This window comes from Nocardioides sp. (assembly GCF_036405735.1).
GTDB lineage: Bacteria > Actinomycetota > Actinomycetes > Propionibacteriales > Nocardioidaceae > Nocardioides.
Genome location: NZ_DASWXC010000013.1, coordinates 39,781 through 55,644 on the forward strand (window position 1 = coordinate 39,781; position 15,864 = coordinate 55,644).

22 protein-coding genes are annotated in these 15,864 nt (G+C 72.6%); 11 read left to right on the forward strand and 11 right to left on the reverse strand.

Translation table 11 applies throughout. The features are described from left to right. Positions 1 to 5: 5 nt before the first annotated feature. Positions 6 to 452 carry a DUF2231 domain-containing protein gene (locus tag VGE38_RS01845; protein WP_331140823.1) on the forward strand — a complete coding sequence of 149 codons (447 nt, stop codon included), beginning with the start codon at positions 6 to 8 and terminating at the stop codon, positions 450 to 452. 4 nt (positions 453 to 456) lie between these two features. Here the strand turns inward: VGE38_RS01845 and rsgA are convergent, their stop codons facing one another. The 3 genes from rsgA to VGE38_RS01860 form a co-directional block, all read right to left on the reverse strand. Next, positions 457 to 1,455, reverse strand: a complete 999-nt coding sequence (rsgA, locus tag VGE38_RS01850) for a ribosome small subunit-dependent GTPase A (RefSeq protein WP_331140824.1) — start codon at positions 1,453 to 1,455, stop codon at positions 457 to 459. A 10-nt stretch (positions 1,456 to 1,465) separates the two neighbouring features. Continuing rightward, complete coding sequence (aroA, locus tag VGE38_RS01855; protein ID WP_331140825.1) at positions 1,466 to 2,773, reverse strand: 3-phosphoshikimate 1-carboxyvinyltransferase; 1,308 nt, start codon at positions 2,771 to 2,773, stop codon at positions 1,466 to 1,468. Between the two features lie 64 nt (positions 2,774 to 2,837). Next, complete coding sequence (locus VGE38_RS01860) at positions 2,838 to 3,380, reverse strand: DoxX family membrane protein (protein WP_331140826.1); 543 nt, start codon at positions 3,378 to 3,380, stop codon at positions 2,838 to 2,840. Positions 3,381 to 3,576: 196 nt separating this feature from the next. On the opposite strand from VGE38_RS01860, the gene VGE38_RS01865 reads away from it, so the two are divergent. The 4 genes from VGE38_RS01865 to rsrA all read left to right on the forward strand — a co-directional run bounded on the left by VGE38_RS01865 (position 3,577) and on the right by rsrA (position 6,075). Then, positions 3,577 to 4,332, forward strand: coding sequence for an SOS response-associated peptidase (locus VGE38_RS01865; protein ID WP_331140827.1), 756 nt, complete (start codon positions 3,577 to 3,579; stop codon positions 4,330 to 4,332). Beyond that, entirely contained in the window at positions 4,329 to 4,967 is a 639-nt protein-coding gene (locus tag VGE38_RS01870) for an alpha/beta hydrolase family protein (protein ID WP_331140828.1), read from the forward strand. The genes VGE38_RS01865 and VGE38_RS01870 overlap by 4 nt, the downstream gene beginning before the upstream one ends. 137 nt (positions 4,968 to 5,104) lie before the next feature. Then, on the forward strand, positions 5,105 to 5,794 hold the full coding sequence (locus tag VGE38_RS01875; RefSeq protein WP_331140829.1) for a sigma-70 family RNA polymerase sigma factor: 690 nt from the start codon (positions 5,105 to 5,107) through the stop codon (positions 5,792 to 5,794). After that, positions 5,791 to 6,075: a mycothiol system anti-sigma-R factor gene (gene rsrA / locus VGE38_RS01880; protein WP_331140830.1), complete on the forward strand. Its 285-nt coding sequence runs from the start codon at positions 5,791 to 5,793 to the stop codon at positions 6,073 to 6,075. The genes VGE38_RS01875 and rsrA overlap by 4 nt, the downstream gene beginning before the upstream one ends. Before the next feature lie 77 nt (positions 6,076 to 6,152). On the opposite strand, the gene VGE38_RS17530 is transcribed toward rsrA, so the two are convergent. Continuing rightward, positions 6,153 to 6,227 carry a 50S ribosomal protein bL37 gene (locus VGE38_RS17530; RefSeq protein WP_369759046.1) on the reverse strand — a complete coding sequence of 25 codons (75 nt, stop codon included), beginning with the start codon at positions 6,225 to 6,227 and terminating at the stop codon, positions 6,153 to 6,155. 112 nt (positions 6,228 to 6,339) lie between these two features. After that, on the reverse strand, positions 6,340 to 7,158 hold the full coding sequence (locus tag VGE38_RS01885; protein WP_331140831.1) for a DUF2785 domain-containing protein: 819 nt from the start codon (positions 7,156 to 7,158) through the stop codon (positions 6,340 to 6,342). Between the two features lie 130 nt (positions 7,159 to 7,288). Between VGE38_RS01885 and VGE38_RS01890 the strand changes: the two genes are divergently transcribed. Next, on the forward strand, positions 7,289 to 8,770 hold the full coding sequence (locus VGE38_RS01890; protein WP_331140832.1) for a sensor histidine kinase: 1,482 nt from the start codon (positions 7,289 to 7,291) through the stop codon (positions 8,768 to 8,770). A 48-nt stretch (positions 8,771 to 8,818) separates the two neighbouring features. Here VGE38_RS01890 and VGE38_RS01895 read toward each other — a convergent pair whose 3' ends face one another. Further along, a complete protein-coding gene (locus VGE38_RS01895; protein ID WP_331140833.1) occupies positions 8,819 to 9,073 on the reverse strand; it encodes a WhiB family transcriptional regulator in 255 nt (84 codons plus the stop codon). Between the two features lie 205 nt (positions 9,074 to 9,278). Here VGE38_RS01895 and VGE38_RS01900 point away from each other — a divergent pair, with 205 nt between their 5' ends. Then, positions 9,279 to 9,647 carry a hypothetical protein gene (locus VGE38_RS01900; protein ID WP_331140834.1) on the forward strand — a complete coding sequence of 123 codons (369 nt, stop codon included), beginning with the start codon at positions 9,279 to 9,281 and terminating at the stop codon, positions 9,645 to 9,647. Between the two features lie 21 nt (positions 9,648 to 9,668). Here VGE38_RS01900 and VGE38_RS01905 read toward each other — a convergent pair whose 3' ends face one another. From VGE38_RS01905 to sodN, 3 genes are all read right to left on the reverse strand, one after another. Next, on the reverse strand, positions 9,669 to 10,427 hold the full coding sequence (locus tag VGE38_RS01905; protein ID WP_331140835.1) for an RNA polymerase sigma factor SigF: 759 nt from the start codon (positions 10,425 to 10,427) through the stop codon (positions 9,669 to 9,671). Between the two features lie 31 nt (positions 10,428 to 10,458). Next, on the reverse strand, positions 10,459 to 10,884 hold the full coding sequence (locus VGE38_RS01910) for an ATP-binding protein (protein WP_331140836.1): 426 nt from the start codon (positions 10,882 to 10,884) through the stop codon (positions 10,459 to 10,461). Between the two features lie 134 nt (positions 10,885 to 11,018). Beyond that, on the reverse strand, positions 11,019 to 11,420 hold the full coding sequence (gene sodN, locus VGE38_RS01915) for a superoxide dismutase, Ni (protein WP_331140837.1): 402 nt from the start codon (positions 11,418 to 11,420) through the stop codon (positions 11,019 to 11,021). A 123-nt stretch (positions 11,421 to 11,543) separates the two neighbouring features. Here sodN and VGE38_RS01920 point away from each other — a divergent pair, with 123 nt between their 5' ends. From VGE38_RS01920 to VGE38_RS01935, 4 genes are all read left to right on the forward strand, one after another. Then, positions 11,544 to 11,864: a S24/S26 family peptidase gene (locus tag VGE38_RS01920; RefSeq protein WP_414690885.1), complete on the forward strand. Its 321-nt coding sequence runs from the start codon at positions 11,544 to 11,546 to the stop codon at positions 11,862 to 11,864. Between the two features lie 157 nt (positions 11,865 to 12,021). Beyond that, entirely contained in the window at positions 12,022 to 13,212 is a 1,191-nt protein-coding gene (locus VGE38_RS01925; protein WP_331140924.1) for an NAD(P)-dependent malic enzyme, read from the forward strand. A gap of 154 nt (positions 13,213 to 13,366) precedes the next feature. Then, complete coding sequence (locus VGE38_RS01930) at positions 13,367 to 14,335, forward strand: zinc-binding dehydrogenase (protein WP_331140839.1); 969 nt, start codon at positions 13,367 to 13,369, stop codon at positions 14,333 to 14,335. After that, positions 14,335 to 15,027 (forward strand): SDR family oxidoreductase, encoded by a 693-nt coding sequence (locus VGE38_RS01935; protein WP_331140840.1) that lies wholly within the window; start codon positions 14,335 to 14,337, stop codon positions 15,025 to 15,027. Before VGE38_RS01930 ends, VGE38_RS01935 begins: the two co-directional genes overlap by 1 nt. Before the next feature lie 28 nt (positions 15,028 to 15,055). Here VGE38_RS01935 and VGE38_RS01940 read toward each other — a convergent pair whose 3' ends face one another. Together VGE38_RS01940 and VGE38_RS01945 are read right to left on the reverse strand one after the other, a co-directional pair. Further along, positions 15,056 to 15,232, reverse strand: a complete 177-nt coding sequence (locus VGE38_RS01940) for a DUF6104 family protein (RefSeq protein WP_331140841.1) — start codon at positions 15,230 to 15,232, stop codon at positions 15,056 to 15,058. A 47-nt stretch (positions 15,233 to 15,279) separates the two neighbouring features. Continuing rightward, positions 15,280 to 15,798 carry a nitroreductase family deazaflavin-dependent oxidoreductase gene (locus VGE38_RS01945; RefSeq protein ID WP_331140842.1) on the reverse strand — a complete coding sequence of 173 codons (519 nt, stop codon included), beginning with the start codon at positions 15,796 to 15,798 and terminating at the stop codon, positions 15,280 to 15,282. Positions 15,799 to 15,864: the final 66 nt, after the last annotated feature.

Consider the following 15,864-nt stretch of genomic DNA (forward strand, 5'->3'; position numbering starts at 1 on the left):
CGTGCATGGAGATCAACGGGCTCCCGCTGCACCCGCTCGTCGTGCACGCGACGGTCGTCCTGCTGCCGGTCACCGCCCTCGTGGCGCTCGCCTACGTCGCCCTCGCCGGACGCCGCGAGCAGCTGCGCTGGCCGCTGCTCGTCCTCGCGCTGGCCGCCGCGGTGCTGGTGTTCGTCACCACCATGAGCGGCGAGGACCTGCTCGACAACCGCTTCCAGGGCCTCACCGGGCCGCTGGCCGAGCGGGTCGAGGACCACGAGGAGCTCGGTCTGCGGCTGCGCACGGCGACCTGGGCGTTCGCCGGGCTCGCCGTGCTGACCACGCTGCTGCACCGGCGTGGCGGAGCGCTGCGCTGGGTGCTGTGGGCCCTCCTCGCGGCGGCGGCCGTGGTGGTGGTCGTGCTCGTCTTCCTCGCCGGCGAGTCCGGCGCCCGGGCGGTCTGGGGTCTCTAGCGCGTCACAGGAGGTACGCCGGCACCGACCGTGCCTCGAGCAGCCGCCGGAACGACGCGACCCGCTCCGGGTCCGCCTGGCCGGCCTCGACCGCCTGGTCGAGTCCGCACTCCGGCTCGTCGGCGCCATGGGTGCAGCCGCGCGGGCAGTCCTCGGTCATCTCGTCGAGGTCCGGGAACGCCTCGATGAGGTGCTCGGGCTCGACATGGGCCAGGCCGAAGGACCGGATGCCGGGGGTGTCGACGATCCACCCCGCCTCGTCGGGCAGCCGGAGCATCAGTGCGGAGGTGGAGGTGTGCCGGCCGCGGCCGGTGACGGCGTTGACGTGGCCGACCTCGCGGCGAGCGTCCGGCACGAGCGCGTTGACGAGCGTCGACTTCCCCACGCCGGAGTGGCCGAGCAGCACCGACGTGCGTCCGGCGAGCCGCTCCCGCAGCTCGGTCAGGTCGCCGTCCTTGCGGGTCACGACCCACGGCACGCCGAGTGAGCGGTAGGTCGACAGCAGCGTCTCGGGGTCGGCCAGGTCGGCCTTGGTCAGGCACAGCAGCGGCGCCAGCCCGGCGTCGTACGCCGCCACCAGGGCCCGGTCGATCAGCCCGGTCCGCGGCTCGGGGTCGGCCAGGGCGGTGACGACGACGAGCTGGTCGGCGTTGGCGACCAGCACGCGCTCCACCGGGTCGTCGTCGTCGGCGGTGCGGCGCAGCACCGTCGAGCGCGGTGCGACCTCGACGATGCGCGCCAGCGAGCCCTCGGCGCCGGTGGTGTCGCCCACGATCCGCACCCGGTCGCCGGTGACCACGCCCTTGCGGCCCAGCGGCCGGGCCTTGACCGCCCAGAGCTCGCGGCCCTCGACGATGACGGTGAACCGGCCCCGGTCCACGGTCACGACGACGCCGTCGACCGCCTCGTCGTACGTCGGCCGCTCCTTGGTACGCGGCCGCGAGCCCTTGCGCTTCGGGCGGTCGTAGTGCTCGACGTCGTGCTCGGAGTAGCGGCGGTTCACCCGGTGCCTCCTACAGCAGGGAGGCCCAGAAGGGGGCGAAGTCGGTGAAGGTCTTCGACGTCGTCGCGATGTTCTCGACCAGCACCGGGTCCTCATCGGAGCCGACCGCGGCGCCCACGATGACGCCGGCGTGCGCCATCCGGTGGTCCGCGTAGGTGTGGAACACCCCGCCGTGCAGACGGGCGGGCCGCAGCGAGAGCCCGTCCTCGTGCTCGGTGACGTCCGCGCCCAGGGCGCCGAGCTCGGTGGCCAGCGCGGCGAGCCGGTCGGTCTCGTGGCCGCGAATGTGGGCGATGCCGCTCAGGTGGCTCGGGGTGCGGGCCAGCGCGCACAGGGCGGCGATGGCCGGGGCCAGCTCGCCGACATCGTGCAGGTCGGCATCGATGCCCTCCAGGCCGGTCGCCGGGTCGGGGCCGGTGACCCGCAGCGCGGTGCCGTCCGGCAGGCCGACGTACTCTACCGTGCAGCCCATCCGGGCGAGCAGGTCCCGCAGGGCGTCACCGGCCTGGGTGGTCCGGCGCGGCCAGTCGCGCACCGTGACGGTCCCGCCGGAGACGGCGGCCAGGGCGAGGAACGGAGCGGCGTTGGAGAGGTCCGGCTCGATCAGGTGATCGACGGCCGCGATGGTGCCGGGCTGCACGACCCAGCGGTTCGGCGCGCTGTCGTCGACGTGGACGCCGTGTTCGCGCAGCACGGCGATCGTCATGTCGATGTGGGGGAGCGAGGGCACCGGCGGACCGGCATGGCGTACGTCGACACCGCGGTCGTAGCGGGCTCCGGCGAGCAGCAGTGCCGAGACGAACTGCGAGGACGCGCTCGCGTCGATCGTGACGACCCCGCCGGGCACCGACCCACGGCCTGCGACGGTGAACGGCAGCGCGTCACCCTCGACCGTGACGCCGAGGTCGCGCAGCGCGCGGAGGATCTCGCCGACCGGCCGCTGGCGCATGTGCTCGTCGCCGTCGAACCCGACCCGGCCGGTCGACAGTGCCGCCGCCGGCGGGACGAACCGCATCACCGTGCCGGCCAGACCGCAGTCGACCTGGGCGTCTGCGTCGAACGGTCCGGGCGTGACGGTCCAGTCCTCGCCACGGGTGTCGACCTGGGCGCCGAGCGCCGTCAGCGCGGTCGCCATCAGCAGGCTGTCGCGGGAGCGCAGCGCCCGGCGTACGACGGACGGGCCGTCGGACAGCGCGGCCAGGATCAGCGCCCGGTTGGTGAGCGACTTGCTGCCGGGCAGGGTGACGACGGCGTCGACCGGGCCGCGGGCGCGGGGCGCGGGCCAGGGGTCGGCCGGGGCCTGCTGCGCGGTGGTCACCGGGGAAGACTATCGAGGATGAGCCGGGCCGAACGGACCGTCCTGCCGTCCGTCCGGCCGGGGCTCACGGCAGGTGGACCTTGGCGGCGATCAGCTTGGCCTCGCGCCGCGCCTCCCGGCGCGCGAGCCGTGCGGCCCGCCGGGCGTCCTTGGCGGCCCGGCCGGCCCGCCAGGCCAGGCCCGGCCTACCGTCGGTGTCGCCCGCGGCGATGATCAGTCCGCCGAGCAGCGAGGCGTTCTTGGCGAACTGGAGCTGCTGCGCCCGCCGGTTCTGCGGCTGCTCCTCGTCCCAGAACGCATGGCCGGCGAGCGTGGTCGGGACCGTCGTTGCGGCGAGCACCGCGGCGCAGGTGCGCGGCGCCCGGCCGGTCGCGAGCCCCAGCGCGGCGACGATCTGGAGGCCGGCGTTGAGCCTCACCCAGGTCTCGGGCTTCTCCGGCACGGGGACGCCCAGCCGCTGGCCGAGGCTGCGGACGAGCGGCTGCACCTTGTCGGTCACCCGGGTCGCCTCGCCGGCGGCCCAGGACGGGTCGCGCAGCGCGTTGACGGGCCCGATCAGGTAGATCGAGGAGAGGAGCGGACGCGCGACGAGCCTGCTGACGGTCATGCCTGCTCCATACCCGCTCGCCCCGGCCATCACACCCGCGCGGTCCCTTGCGTGCGCGCCGGCAAAAGGTCACGGTGACACTTGCAAACTGTCACCGTGACACTTGGCGTCGAGAGTGACCTTTCAAAGCGTCACTCGCACGGCCAACTGTCACGGTGACAGTTTGCGCGCGGAGGCACCCTCTACGCTGAACGACATGTGCGGGCGCTACGCGTCGAGCCGCTCGGCCGGTGAGCTGGTCGACGAGTTCGAGATCGAGGAGATCCGCGTCGCCGCGCCGCTGGAGGCGAGCTACAACGTCGCCCCGACCGACGAGGTGTACGCCGTCGTCGAGCGCCCACCCCGGCGAGAGGCCGATGCCGAGCCGGAGCCGCCGCAGCGACAGCTCCGCTCCCTGCGCTGGGGGCTGGTGCCGTCCTGGGCCAAGGACCGTGCCATCGGCAGCCGGATGATCAACGCCCGGATGGAGACGGTCGCCGAGAAGCCGGCCTTCCGCAAGGCGTTCGCCAGCCGCCGCTGCCTGCTGCCGGCCGACGGGTACTACGAGTGGTACGAGACCGAGGTCGCGGGCCGCAACGGGAAGCCCGTGAAGCAGCCGTTCTTCATCAGACCGAAGGACCACGGCGTGCTCGCGATGGCCGGCCTGTACGAGATCTGGCGCGACCCCGACAGGGCCGACGACGACCCGGACCGGTTCCTGTGGAGCTGCACCGTGATCACCACCCGCGCCGAGGACGAGCTGGGCCGCATCCACGACCGGATGCCGCTCATGGTCGAGCGCGAGCGCTGGCGCGACTGGCTCGACCCGACCCGCGCGGCGGGCACCGACCTGCTCGTCCCAGCGGCGCCGGGCCTGCTGGAGGCCTACCCCGTGCGCCCGGCGGTCGGCAACGTCCGCAACAACGGCCCCGAGCTGCTCGAGCCGCTGCCGTTGGAGCAGGTGGACCCGTGACGGCCCAGGTCCGCATCGGCACGCCGTACGGCGAGGGCCGACTGGTCACGCACCGCGCCCGCTCCCCGCTGGCGACGCTGCTGCTCAGCCACGGCGCGGGCAACGGCATCGACACCTCGGATCTGCAGGCGCTCGCCGGCGAGCTGCCGCGCAACGGCATCACGGTCGCTCTCTTCGAGCAGCCCTGGAAGGTCGCGGGAAGCCCGGTCGCCTCACCGCCGAAGACGCTCGACGTCGGTCTGACCGCGGCGGCGAACTGGATGCGGGTGCGCACGCCACTGGTCGTCGGAGGACGTTCCGCCGGAGCTCGCTCGGCCGCACGCACCGGTCGCTCGCTCGGTGCGGCCGGCTGTCTGGCGCTCTCCTTCCCCCTGCACCCGCCGGGCAAGCCGGAGCGCAGCCGGGTCGAGGAGCTGCGCGAGGCGCGGCTGCCCACCTTGGTGATCCAGGGGGAGCGGGACCCTATGGGCCGCCCCGAGGAGTTCCCCGAGCTGCGAGGCCTCGATCTAGCGGTGGTCCCCGCCGCCGACCACGGTCTCAAGGTCGGGGCACGGGCTCCCCTGAGCCAGCAGGACGTGCTCGACATCGTCGTCGAGAGCACCCTGGAGTGGGTCGTGCGCGAGATCAGCGGCTGAGCCGAGGTCACCGCGGAGCCTGCCGAAGCCGCGGGAATGGTGCAGCGCTTCGCGACGTTCCGACTGACATGGCAACGACGACCGCACTCCTCGAGCGCCCGGCCACGGTGACGGGCGCGCGCGTAGGCTGGGTCCCGATGACTGCCAACGACGACATCGGCTACGACGCGAACCTCGACGCGCGCCTCGAAGAGGCACCCGTCGATCTGGCGACCGAGACCCCCGAGGAGCGTGCGCTCCGCTTCGAGCGTGACGCGCTGCCCTTCCTCGACCAGCTCTACTCGGCGGCGATGCGGATGACCCGCAACCCCGCCGACGCCGAGGACCTGGTGCAGGAGACCTTCGCGAAGGCCTACTCCTCGTTCCACCAGTTCCGCCCGGGCACCAACCTCAAGGCGTGGCTGTACCGGATCCTGACCAACACCTTCATCAACACCTACCGCAAGAAGCAGCGTCAGCCGCAGCAGGCGCTCGCCGGTGACACCGGCGACGTCGAGGACTGGCAGCTCGCTCGTGCCGAGGCGCACACCTCCACCGGTTTGAAGTCCGCCGAGATGGAGGCGCTCGAGCACCTGCCCGACTCCCAGGTCAAGGACGCCCTGCAGCGCCTGCCCGAGGAGTTCCGGCTCGCGGTCTACCTCGCCGACGTCGAGGGCTTCGCCTACAAGGAGATCGCCGAGATCATGGACACCCCCATCGGCACGGTGATGTCGCGTCTGCACCGCGGCCGTCGTCAGCTCCGCGACCTGCTCTCCGACTACGTCCACGCCAACGACCTGCTCCCGGCCGGGTCGAAGGCGGCACCATCTGAGGGGAGCGACCGGTGAGCCACACGCACGAGCAAGCCGAGGGGGAGGTCTCCGCACGCGAGTGCGCCGACTTCCTCGAGCAGATCGTCTACCTGATCGACAACGAGCTCGACGCCGCGGACTGTGCCGCGGTGCGCGCTCACATCGACACCTGCAATCCGTGCCTGGAGAAGTACGACCTCCAGCGCACGGTCAAGGCGGTCGTCGCCCGCTCCTGCAGCGAGGTCGCCCCGAGCGAGCTGCGCGGCAAGATCCTGCTCGGCCTGACTCGCGCGAAGATCGAGATCGAGGAGGGCTGACCGGGCACCCGCACCGGAAAGCGAGAAGCCCCGAGCCTGCTGGCTCGGGGCTTCTGTGACTGCCTGGGCTGATCCGCTCAGGCGTTGGGGCGCTTGCCGTGGTTCGCGCCCTTCTTCTTGCGAGCGCGGCGCTTGCGACCGGTCTTGCCCATGGTTCCTCCTACGATCGTGTGCCCGTCGGGTTGCCCCGAAGGGCTCAGAACAGTCTCCCAGAGAGAGCACCGCGGACGAAATCCGGCTGCGGGCGCCGGCCGGGAGGGTCGGTCAGGAGCGCAGGAGCTCGTGCCGCGCGCGCAGGGCGTCCACCAGCACGAGGACGAGGTCGGCGCGCACCTCCGGATGATGCGGACCGAGCGCCAGCAGCAGGTAGAGCGAGCGCAGGAACGCGTCGGCACTGGCCCGGGCGACATGGTTGGCCGGGTCCGCGGCGATGCGCGCCACCCAGGGCTCCAGCACGGTCAGCGGCACGGCGTTGCGGCGCAACACGGCCAACGTGGCGGCCGCCAGCCCATCGGTCTCGGCGTTGGCGAGGGGAGAGCCGTCCGCGGTCAGCACGCGGTCGGCGACGACGTCGAGCAGGACGGTGAGCTCGGGCTGGCTGAGGTGGGGCGAGCGGGCCAGTACGGCGAGCGCCTCGGCGCCCCGCTCGACCGCGTCCGCCCGCCCGTGACCCGGGACGACGCCACGCAGGTCGCGCTCGGCGAGCAGGAACGTCGCCAGCCGGTCGCCCCACTCGAGCACCTTGCCGCCCGGGACGAGCGGCCGGTCGTTGTCCCGCGCGATGCAGCAGGTGAGCACGGCGGCCGACGCGCTGCGCCGGAAGACGCTGTCGGTCCCGCTCTCGCCCAGCCCGACGACCAGCCCGGCGGCCATCCCGTCGCCCAGACCGGCCAGCAGGTCGTCGTACACCCCCCGCTCGACCCAGGCGCACAGCGTGGGCAGCGCGATGCCCTCGCGCAGCCGAGCGTCAGGGTCGCCCAGCATCCGAGTGAGCTCGGCGGTCAGCTCGTCGAGGGGCCGGTCCGAGGGGACCGCGAGCCCGGTGGCGCGCACGCCGTCCCAGTACGACCCCGACATCGCCATGGCCCCATTCTGACAAACGGCGGGCGCTTTCCGACAAACGCCGACCGCCGGCGGTGGCAGAGCTCCGCTCGTCGTCTTGCGCGCCGCCCCGGGTTCACGCCGCCGCGGCCGGCCGCCCTAGATTGGGCTCGTGCCGTCCCTGATCGAGCTGGTGCGCAGCCACACCGACCTCGACGACGACGACGTCGCCTGGCTGCAGCTGCTCCAGGCCGACTGGCAGATCGTCGCCGACCTCTCCTTCGCCGACCTCGTGCTGTGGCTCCCGGACCGGGAGGGCAAAGGGTTCTGGGCGGGCGGGCAGATGCGTCCCACCACCGCGCCCACGGCGTACGTCGACGACGTGCTGGGCACGTTCGTGCCGGTCGGCCGCCGACCGCTGCTCGACGAGGCCTACGCGGTGGGCCGGTTGGTGCGCGAGGGCGATCCCGAGTGGCGCGACGAGGTGCCCGTGCGGGTGGAGTCGATCCCCGTGCGGCACCGCGACCGCGTGATCGCGGTCGTGGCTCGCAGCACCAACCTGCTCGGCGTCCGCACCCCCAGCCGGCTGGAGCTGACGTATCTGCAGACGGCGGCGGACCTGACGCAGATGATCGCCAACGGGTTCTTCCCGTCGACCGGACAGCGCAGCGACCACGCCGACACCCCGCGGGTCGGCGACGGCTTCGTGCGCGTGGACGACGAGGGCCTGGTGGAGTACGCCAGCCCGAACGCCCAGTCCGCCTTCCGCCGGCTCGGCCTCTCCGGCGACCTCGCCGGTCTCTCGCTGGCCGACACCACCCGCGAGCTGGTGCCGCCGCGGCTGCGGCCCGACGAGGAGACGCTCAGCGCCGTCCTGGGTGGCCGGACCCACCGCGAGGCGGAGATCGGGACGCCCGGCGTCTCGCTGATCGTGCGCTCCATCCCGCTGCGTCCGCACGGCCGCCACATCGGCGCCGTGGTGCTGGTCCGTGACGTGACCGAGCTGCGGCGTCGCGACCGCGAGCTGGTGAGCAAGGACGCCACGATCCGCGAGATCCACCACCGGGTGAAGAACAACCTGCAGACCGTCGCCGCGCTGCTGCGGCTGCAGGCCCGGCGGATCGACTCGGCGGAGGCCAAGGACGCGCTCGAGGAGGCCGTACGACGGGTCGGCTCGATCGCGCTCGTGCACGAGATGCTCAGCCAGACGGTGCACGAGCACGTCGCCTTCGACGACATCGCCGACCGGCTGGCGGGCACCCTCGGCGACGTGAGCGCCGTGGCGCGGCCGGTGCTCGTGCGCAGGGTCGGCTCCTTCGGGGAGCTGCCCTCGGAGACGGCCACGCCGCTGGCGATGGTGCTGGCCGAGCTGTTGCAGAACGCCGTCGAGCACGGCTACGCCGACGGCCGCCCGGGTGACGAGGACAGCGGCATCGTCATGACGGTGCGTCGCGTCGACGGGCGGATCCAGGTGGCGGTCGAGGACGGCGGCCGCGGACTGCCGGCCGGCTTCGACCTGGCGACGTCGACCAACCTGGGTCTGTCGATCGTGAAGACGTTGGTGGAGTCGGAGCTGGGGGGTCAGCTGGTGCTGGGGGACCGCCCGGGCCGCAGCGGTGCCCGGGCTCTCATCGAGCTGCCGGCCGACGGGTAGGAGTGAGGGAGCGCTCCCACCGCGCGGCGCGAGGCCGGCTCGGACCGGTCAGACGCCGGTCCGAACCCGGGCGCGGGCGTTGCGGCGCTTCAGGGCGCGACGCTCGTCCTCGCTCAGGCCGCCCCACACGCCGTGGTCCTGGCCCGCCTCGAGCGCCCACTGGAGGCACTGTTCGCGGACGTCGCAGCGACGGCAGACCTGCTTGGCCTCCTCGATCTGGAGGATGGCCGGGCCGGTGTTGCCGATCGGGAAGAACAGTTCCGGATCCTCGTCGAGGCATGCCGAACGGTGGCGCCAATCCATGGCAGGGGGTTCCCTCTTTCCTTGAACGTCATGTGCAGCGCTGGGTTGCAGGACTGCGGAGGCTCGGTGCGTTGGGATGTGAACGCGTTCACGAGCGCACCATCCAAGCGTCTCCCGCCGTTGTCGGTTAGACAAGGCCCGCCCGTGGTGTGTTTCATCACCGCCGACTTCGGGGATTCCGCTTGACGACCTCTACCATGCCCCGGTGACCCGACCGACCCCTCTCACCGTAGCCGCTGCACTGGTCGGACTCCAGGCCCTCGCCCTCGCGGTCTACGGCGTCCTCGAGATCGCGCACCTCACCAGCGGTCGCGCGACCGTCGCGGTGACCACCTCGATCTTCTTCCTCGGGTACGCCGCCGCGCTGACCGGCTGCGCCTACGGACTGCTGCGCCTGGTCTCCTGGACGCGCAGCCCCGTCGTCCTCACCCAGCTCATCGAGCTGGGGCTGGCCTGGAGCTTCCGGGACATGCCCCAGGTCGCCGTACCGCTCGCGCTGGTCGCCTTCGCCGTGCTGGTCTGCATCTTCGCTCCGGCCAGCGTGGCCGCGCTCGAGCCCGACTCCGAGGACTGACCCGGCGGTTCTGGACCCGGATCAGTCCGTCAGGCCCTCGCGCAGCTGCGCGAGGGTCCGGTTGAGCAGCCGCGAGACGTGCATCTGGGACACCCCGATCTCGGCGGCGATCTGGGACTGCGTCATGTTGCGGAAGAACCGCAGCAGCAGGATCCGCTTCTCGCGCGGCTCGAGCGCCTCGAGCAGCGGCTTGATCGACTCGCGGATGTCGACGCTGGCCAGGCTCTCGTCCTCCACGCCGATGCCGTCGAGGATCGTGGCGGCGCCGTCCTCGGCCTCCTCGCCGGCGTCCAGGGAGAGCGTGGCGTAGGCGTTGCCGGACTCCAGCCCCTCGACGACGTCCTCCACGGTGCAACCGATCTCCTCGGCGAGCTCGCGCACGGTGGGGGAGCGACCCAGTCGCTGGGTGAGCTCGGCGCTGGTGCTGGTGATCCGCAGCCGGAGCTCCTGCAGCCGCCGGGGCACCCGGATCGCCCACCCCTTGTCCCGGAAGTGACGCTTGATCTCGCCGATGATCGTGGGCGTCGCGTACGTGGAGAACTCCACCCCGCGCTCGGCGTCGAACCGGTCCACCGCCTTGAGCAGCCCGATCGTCCCGACCTGGACCAGGTCCTCCAACGGCTCGCCCCGGTTGCGGAAGCGGCGGGCGCAGTGCTCGACCAGCGGCAGGTGGAGGCGCACCAGGTCGTCACGGGCGCGAAGGCGCTCCTCGTCGTCCGCGCCGGGATCGGTCAGCCGGACGAAGAGGGCGGCACTGCGGTGCCGGACGTCCTCCATCATGGGGTCGTCCCGAGTCGACTCGTCGCTCATGTCAGCTGGCCGGCCCCGGCTGCGCCCCGGGCAGCGGCTCCAGCGGCGTGGCGGCCGCGACGAGGGTGATCTCCAGGCGGCCGTCGGTGGTGGCGACGCGGGCATCGGTCGCCAGCGTCGTCAGCACCATCCAGGCGAAGCCCTCCGGGTCCGGCGCGGTCGGCTCGTCGGCGTCCGCGGCCACCACGACGGCCAGCTCACCGGTGCCGAGCCAGAACCGGGCCGTGAGGTCCGCGTCCGGCCGGGCGCCCTCGAGCACCAGGGCGGACGCCTCGCCCACCGCCATCCGCAGGTCCTCGATGTCGTCGAGGGTGAAGTCGAGCCGGGCCGCGACGCCGGCGGTGGCGGTGCGCAGGACCGAGACGTAGGCACCGTCGGCGGGGACGCGAAGCTCGACGTCGGGACGGCGGCTGGAGACTCCGGGCATGTCCGGCATCCTTCCTCATCCCGGCGGCGCTCACACCTGCGGGTGGCGATCCGGAACGGGCCGGTGATGGCCGGCAAAAGCGCGCCGCCCCGGTCCGAGCGGACCGGGGCGGCGCGACGGGGTGCCAGGTCGGCTCAGGCCTTCTTGGTCTCCCAGAAGATCTCCGCGATCTCGTCGATCTTGGCGAGCAGCTGGTCCGCGACGGCGCCGTCGAGCGTGCCCTTGGTGCCGGAGGCGCCCGCGAGCTTGGTGGCGTCGTTGAAGAGCGTGTGCAGCTGCGGGTACTTCTCGAAGTGGGGGGCCTTGAAGTAGTCGGTCCACAGCACCCACAGGTGGTGCTTCACCAGCTGGGAGCGCTCCTCCTTGATGATCACCGCGCGAGTGCGGAAGTCAGGGTCGGAGCTGTCGTTGGCCTTGGCGATGATCGCCTTGATGGACTCGGCCTCGATGCGGGCCTGGGCGGGGTCGTAGACACCGCACGGAAGGTCGCAGTGGGCGGAGACCTCGAGGCTGGGGGCGAACAGTCGGGCGAACATGCGGTTCCTCTCGTGCTCTGGGAAGGCTCGGATGGTGCTGCTGCGACACTACTCCGCGTGTCGGACGCTCCACGAGGCAGGCCAGGGGTCGCGCAGCCGCGCCCGCGGTGGGGGCTGGCGAGGGTGCGGGGCGCGTCCATGGAGCCCACCCTGAGCGCCGGCGACCGGCTGCTGCTCTCCTACCGGCGTACGCCGGCCGCGGGCTCGCTCGTCGTGGCGAGGTTCCCCGACGGCGTGGTCGTGGTGAAGCGGGCCGACGCTCCGCGCGAGACGGCGTCCGGCGCCGCGGGCTGGTGGCTGCTGAGCGACAACCCCGACGCCGCCGGCGCCGTCGACTCGCGCGCCCGGGGCGCCATCGCGGCCGGGGACGTGCTCGCCGTGGTCGTGGCGCGGCTCTGGCCGCGGCCGCGTCGGTTCGCGCGAGGACCGCACCGGCCTCTGTGAGCCATCGCATATGTCCGGCCCGCGACGCCTGCGCGGAGGCCGTGACAGACTGCTGGTGAGGGCCAACATCCCTGTCGAGGTTCCGCGACCGATCACCCTTCGCCTTTCGCGTCGAGCCGCCTGTTCCCCAGCGATGCACCGAAGGTCCGTGATCAGCATGATCCCCACGCACACCGAGCACCCCCTGCCGTACGCCGGCGACCCCGTCTTCGACCTCCACCTCGGGGGCAAGCTCGAGGTGGCCCTCACCGCACCGCTCGTCGACAAGGACGACCTCTCCAAGGCGTACACGCCCGGCGTCGCCCGGGTCTGCACCGCCATCGCGGAGGACCCCTCGCTCACCCAGCACTACACCTGGGTGCCCAACACCGTCGCGGTCGTGACCGACGGGACCGCCGTCCTGGGTCTGGGAGACATCGGCCCGTCGGCCGCGATGCCGGTGATGGAGGGCAAGGCGGTGCTCTTCAAGCAGTTCGGTGGCGTGGACGGCATCCCGATCTGCCTGGACACCACCGACGTCGACGAGATCGTCGAGACGGTCGTCCGGATGGCGCCCAGCTTCGGCGGCATCAACCTCGAGGACATCTCCGCGCCGCGGTGCTTCGAGATCGAGGACCGCCTCAAGGAGCGCCTCGACATCCCCGTCTTCCACGACGACCAGCACGGCACCGCCGTCGTCACGCTGGCCGCGCTGACCAACGCGCTCAAGCTGACCGGCCGCAACCCGGAGTCGACGCGCGTCGTCATCTCCGGGGCCGGCGCCGCCGGCGTCGCGATCGCCAAGATCCTCATCGAGGCCGGCATCAAGGATCTGGCGGTCACCGACCGCAAGGGCGTGGTCAGCTCCGACCGCAGCGACCTCACCCCGGTCAAGCGGGCGCTGGCCGAGCTCACCGCCGACCGCACCGGCCGCACCGGGACGCTGGCCGAGGCGCTGGAGGACGCCGACGTGTACATCGGCGTGTCCGGCGGCAGCGTGCCGGAGGAGGTCGTCGCGACGATGGCGCCCGAGGCCATCATCTTCGCCATGGCGAACCCGAACCCCGAGGTCCACCCCGAGGTGGCCCACCGCCACGCCCGCGTCGTCGCCACCGGTCGCTCGGACTTCCCGAACCAGATCAACAACGTGCTGGCGTTCCCAGGCATCTTCCGCGGCGCCTTCGACGCCCGCGCGACCGCGATCACCGAGGGCATGAAGCTGGCCGCCGCCGAGGCGCTGGCCGACCTCGTCGGCCGCGATCTCGCCGAGGACTTCATCGTCCCCTCGCCGTTCGACCCCCGGGTCGGTCCCGCCGTGGCGGCCGCCGTCGCCGAGGCCGCCCGCACCGACGGCGTCGCCCGCGCCTGAACCCGTCGACCCCCGGGTTCCCGTGGGTCGAAACCCGGGTTCCCGTGGGTCGAGTCCCGGGTTTCCGTGGGTCGAGACCCGGGTTCCCGTGGGTCCAATCCCGGGTTCTGGAGGGCCGAGTCGGGGGTTCGGTGACGGCCGCTAGGTTGTCCGCATGTTCGCCGTCTACGCAGAGTCGATCAACCGAGAGGACCCGCTCAGCGGGCTCGTACTGGGCGAGCGGCCCGACCCGGTCGCCCCCGACGGGTGGACGACGGTCACGGTCAAGGCCGCCAGTCTCAACCATCACGACCTGTGGTCGCTGCGCGGTCAGGGCCTGAAGTCCGACCTGCTGCCGATGATCCTCGGCTGCGACGCCGCCGGCCTCGACGAGGACGGCAACGAGGTCGTGGTGCACTCCGTGATCAGCTCCCCGGACTGGTCCGGTGACGAGACCACCGACCCCCGGCGCTCCCTGCTCTCCGAGAAGCACCAGGGCACCTTCGCCGACAGGGTCGTCGTGCCGCGCCGCAACGTGGTGCCGAAGCCCGCGGGACTGTCCTTCGAGGAGGCCGCGTGCCTGCCGACGGCCTGGCTGACGGCGTACCGCATGCTCTTCACCCAGGGAGGCCTCAAGGCGGGTGACAGCGTGCTCGTGCAGGGTGCCGGCGGCGGGGTCGCCACCGCCCTGATCGTGCTGGCCAGAGCGGCCGGCCTGAAGGTCTACGCGACCAGCCGTGACGAGGCCAAGCGGGCGCGCGCGCTCGAGATCGGTGCCCACGAGGTGCTCGCGTCGGGGGAGCGGCTGCCGACGAAGGTCGACGCCGTGATGGAGACCGTAGGGCGCGCCACATGGGAGCACTCGGTGCGCTCGCTGCGTCCGGGTGGTGCCATCGTGATCTCCGGAACCACGTCCGGGCCGAACCTCGACGACGCGATGCTCACCCACGTCTTCTTCCTGCAGCTGAGAATCATCGGCTCCACCATGGGCACCCGCGCGGAGCTGGCCTCGCTCGTCGCGATGATGGACGCCACCGGCGTGCGCCCGCTCATCGACCGGACCCTGCCGATGGAGAAGGCGCGCGACGGCTTCGCCGCCCTGCAGCAGGGCGACGTGTTCGGCAAGATCGTCTTCACGCGCTGATGGCCACCCACCTGGTCACCGGCGCGGGCTCCGGCATCGGCGCCGCGGTCGCCGACCGGCTGCACGCCCGCGGCGACCGCCTGCTCCTCGTCGCCCGCAACGAGGAGAGGGCCGCACAGCTCGGCAGCCGCTACCCCGGCGCGACGACGCTGGTCGCCGACCTGGCCGACGCCGCCGCGGTCACCGCTCTGGAGCTGCCCGACCGGCTCGACTCGGTGCTGCACGTCGCCGGGGTGGTCGACCTCGCGCCCGTGTCGGACCTCGAGCCCGCCCAGCTGCGTGAGCAGCTCGACGTCAACCTGGTCGCGCCGCTCCTGCTCACCCGCCAAGCCCTTCCGGCCGTACGCGGGGCGCGGGGACTGGTCCTGTTCGTGAACTCCTCGGCCGGCCTGGTGGCGAGCGCCGGCTGGTCGGCGTACGCCGCCTCGAAGTTCGGTCTGCGTGCGGCCGCCGACGCTCTGCGGGCCGAGGAGCTGCCGCACGGCGTGCGGGTCAGCACCGTCTTCCCGAGCCGGACGGCGACGCCGATGCAGCAGAAGGTCCACGAGCAGGAGGGCGGGGTCTACGACGCCTCGCGCTGGATCCGCCCCGAGACGGTGGCCGACACGATCCTGCACGTGCTGGACCTGCCGGCCGACGCGACCATCCCCGAGGTCACCGTCCGCCCGCTCGTCCAGCGTCCGGGCACCTGAGGACGCTCGGAGGGTGCCGGGCCGAGGCTCAGTCCTCCGGGTCGTCGAGTCGTGCCAGCCACGTGGCGAGCCGCTCGACGGCGGTCTCGAACTCGGGATGAGTGTCGACGAACGCCTGCAGCTGCTCGGCGAGCCACGCGAGCGTGACCTCCTCGTCTCCCCGGCGCTTGTCCAGCTCCTCGATGCCGCGGTCGGTGAAGTACATGGGCTCATTCTCCCAGGCGGCACCGCGCTCCGACGACGACGTCCGGGCTACGCCGAGCGGGCCAGGACGAAGATCCGCACGCGCCGGCCGGTGATCCGCCGCAGGTAGGCGCGGTAGCCGGGATAGATGCGGTCCGATGCGCGCAGCACCTCGTCGTACTCCTGCTGCGAAGCCGGCCGCGCCAGCACCGTGACGCTGCGCGATTGGTAGGAGACCGTCGCCTTCGGGTCGGCCTCGAGGTTCAAGACCCACGCGGGCGTGGCCGGCTGGCCGAAGTTCGTGCCGAGCAGCGCCAGGTCGGCGCCGCAGGGCAGCGCGATCAGGTGGGAGGTACGGACCTGCCCCGAGCGTCGCCCCGTGGTGGCCAGCTCGAGCACCGGCAGCCCGGCCAGGATCTCCGGCGCACTGGTGCGGCCGCGGCTGAGTCGTTTGACCACGTCGTCGAGGTGCCGCAGCACCCGCGAGAACACCCATCCACCCGCCCGGGTGGCGGCGACCCGCTGCACCAGCCGGCGCAGTGGGCCGGGGTTCGGGAAGCGGTAGTCGAGGTCGGCGGCGAGTCCCATGGGCGTAGTCCACCACGAAGCGCAGCGGCCCCCGGGGTGTTCCCCGGGGGCCGCTGCGGTGTCTTT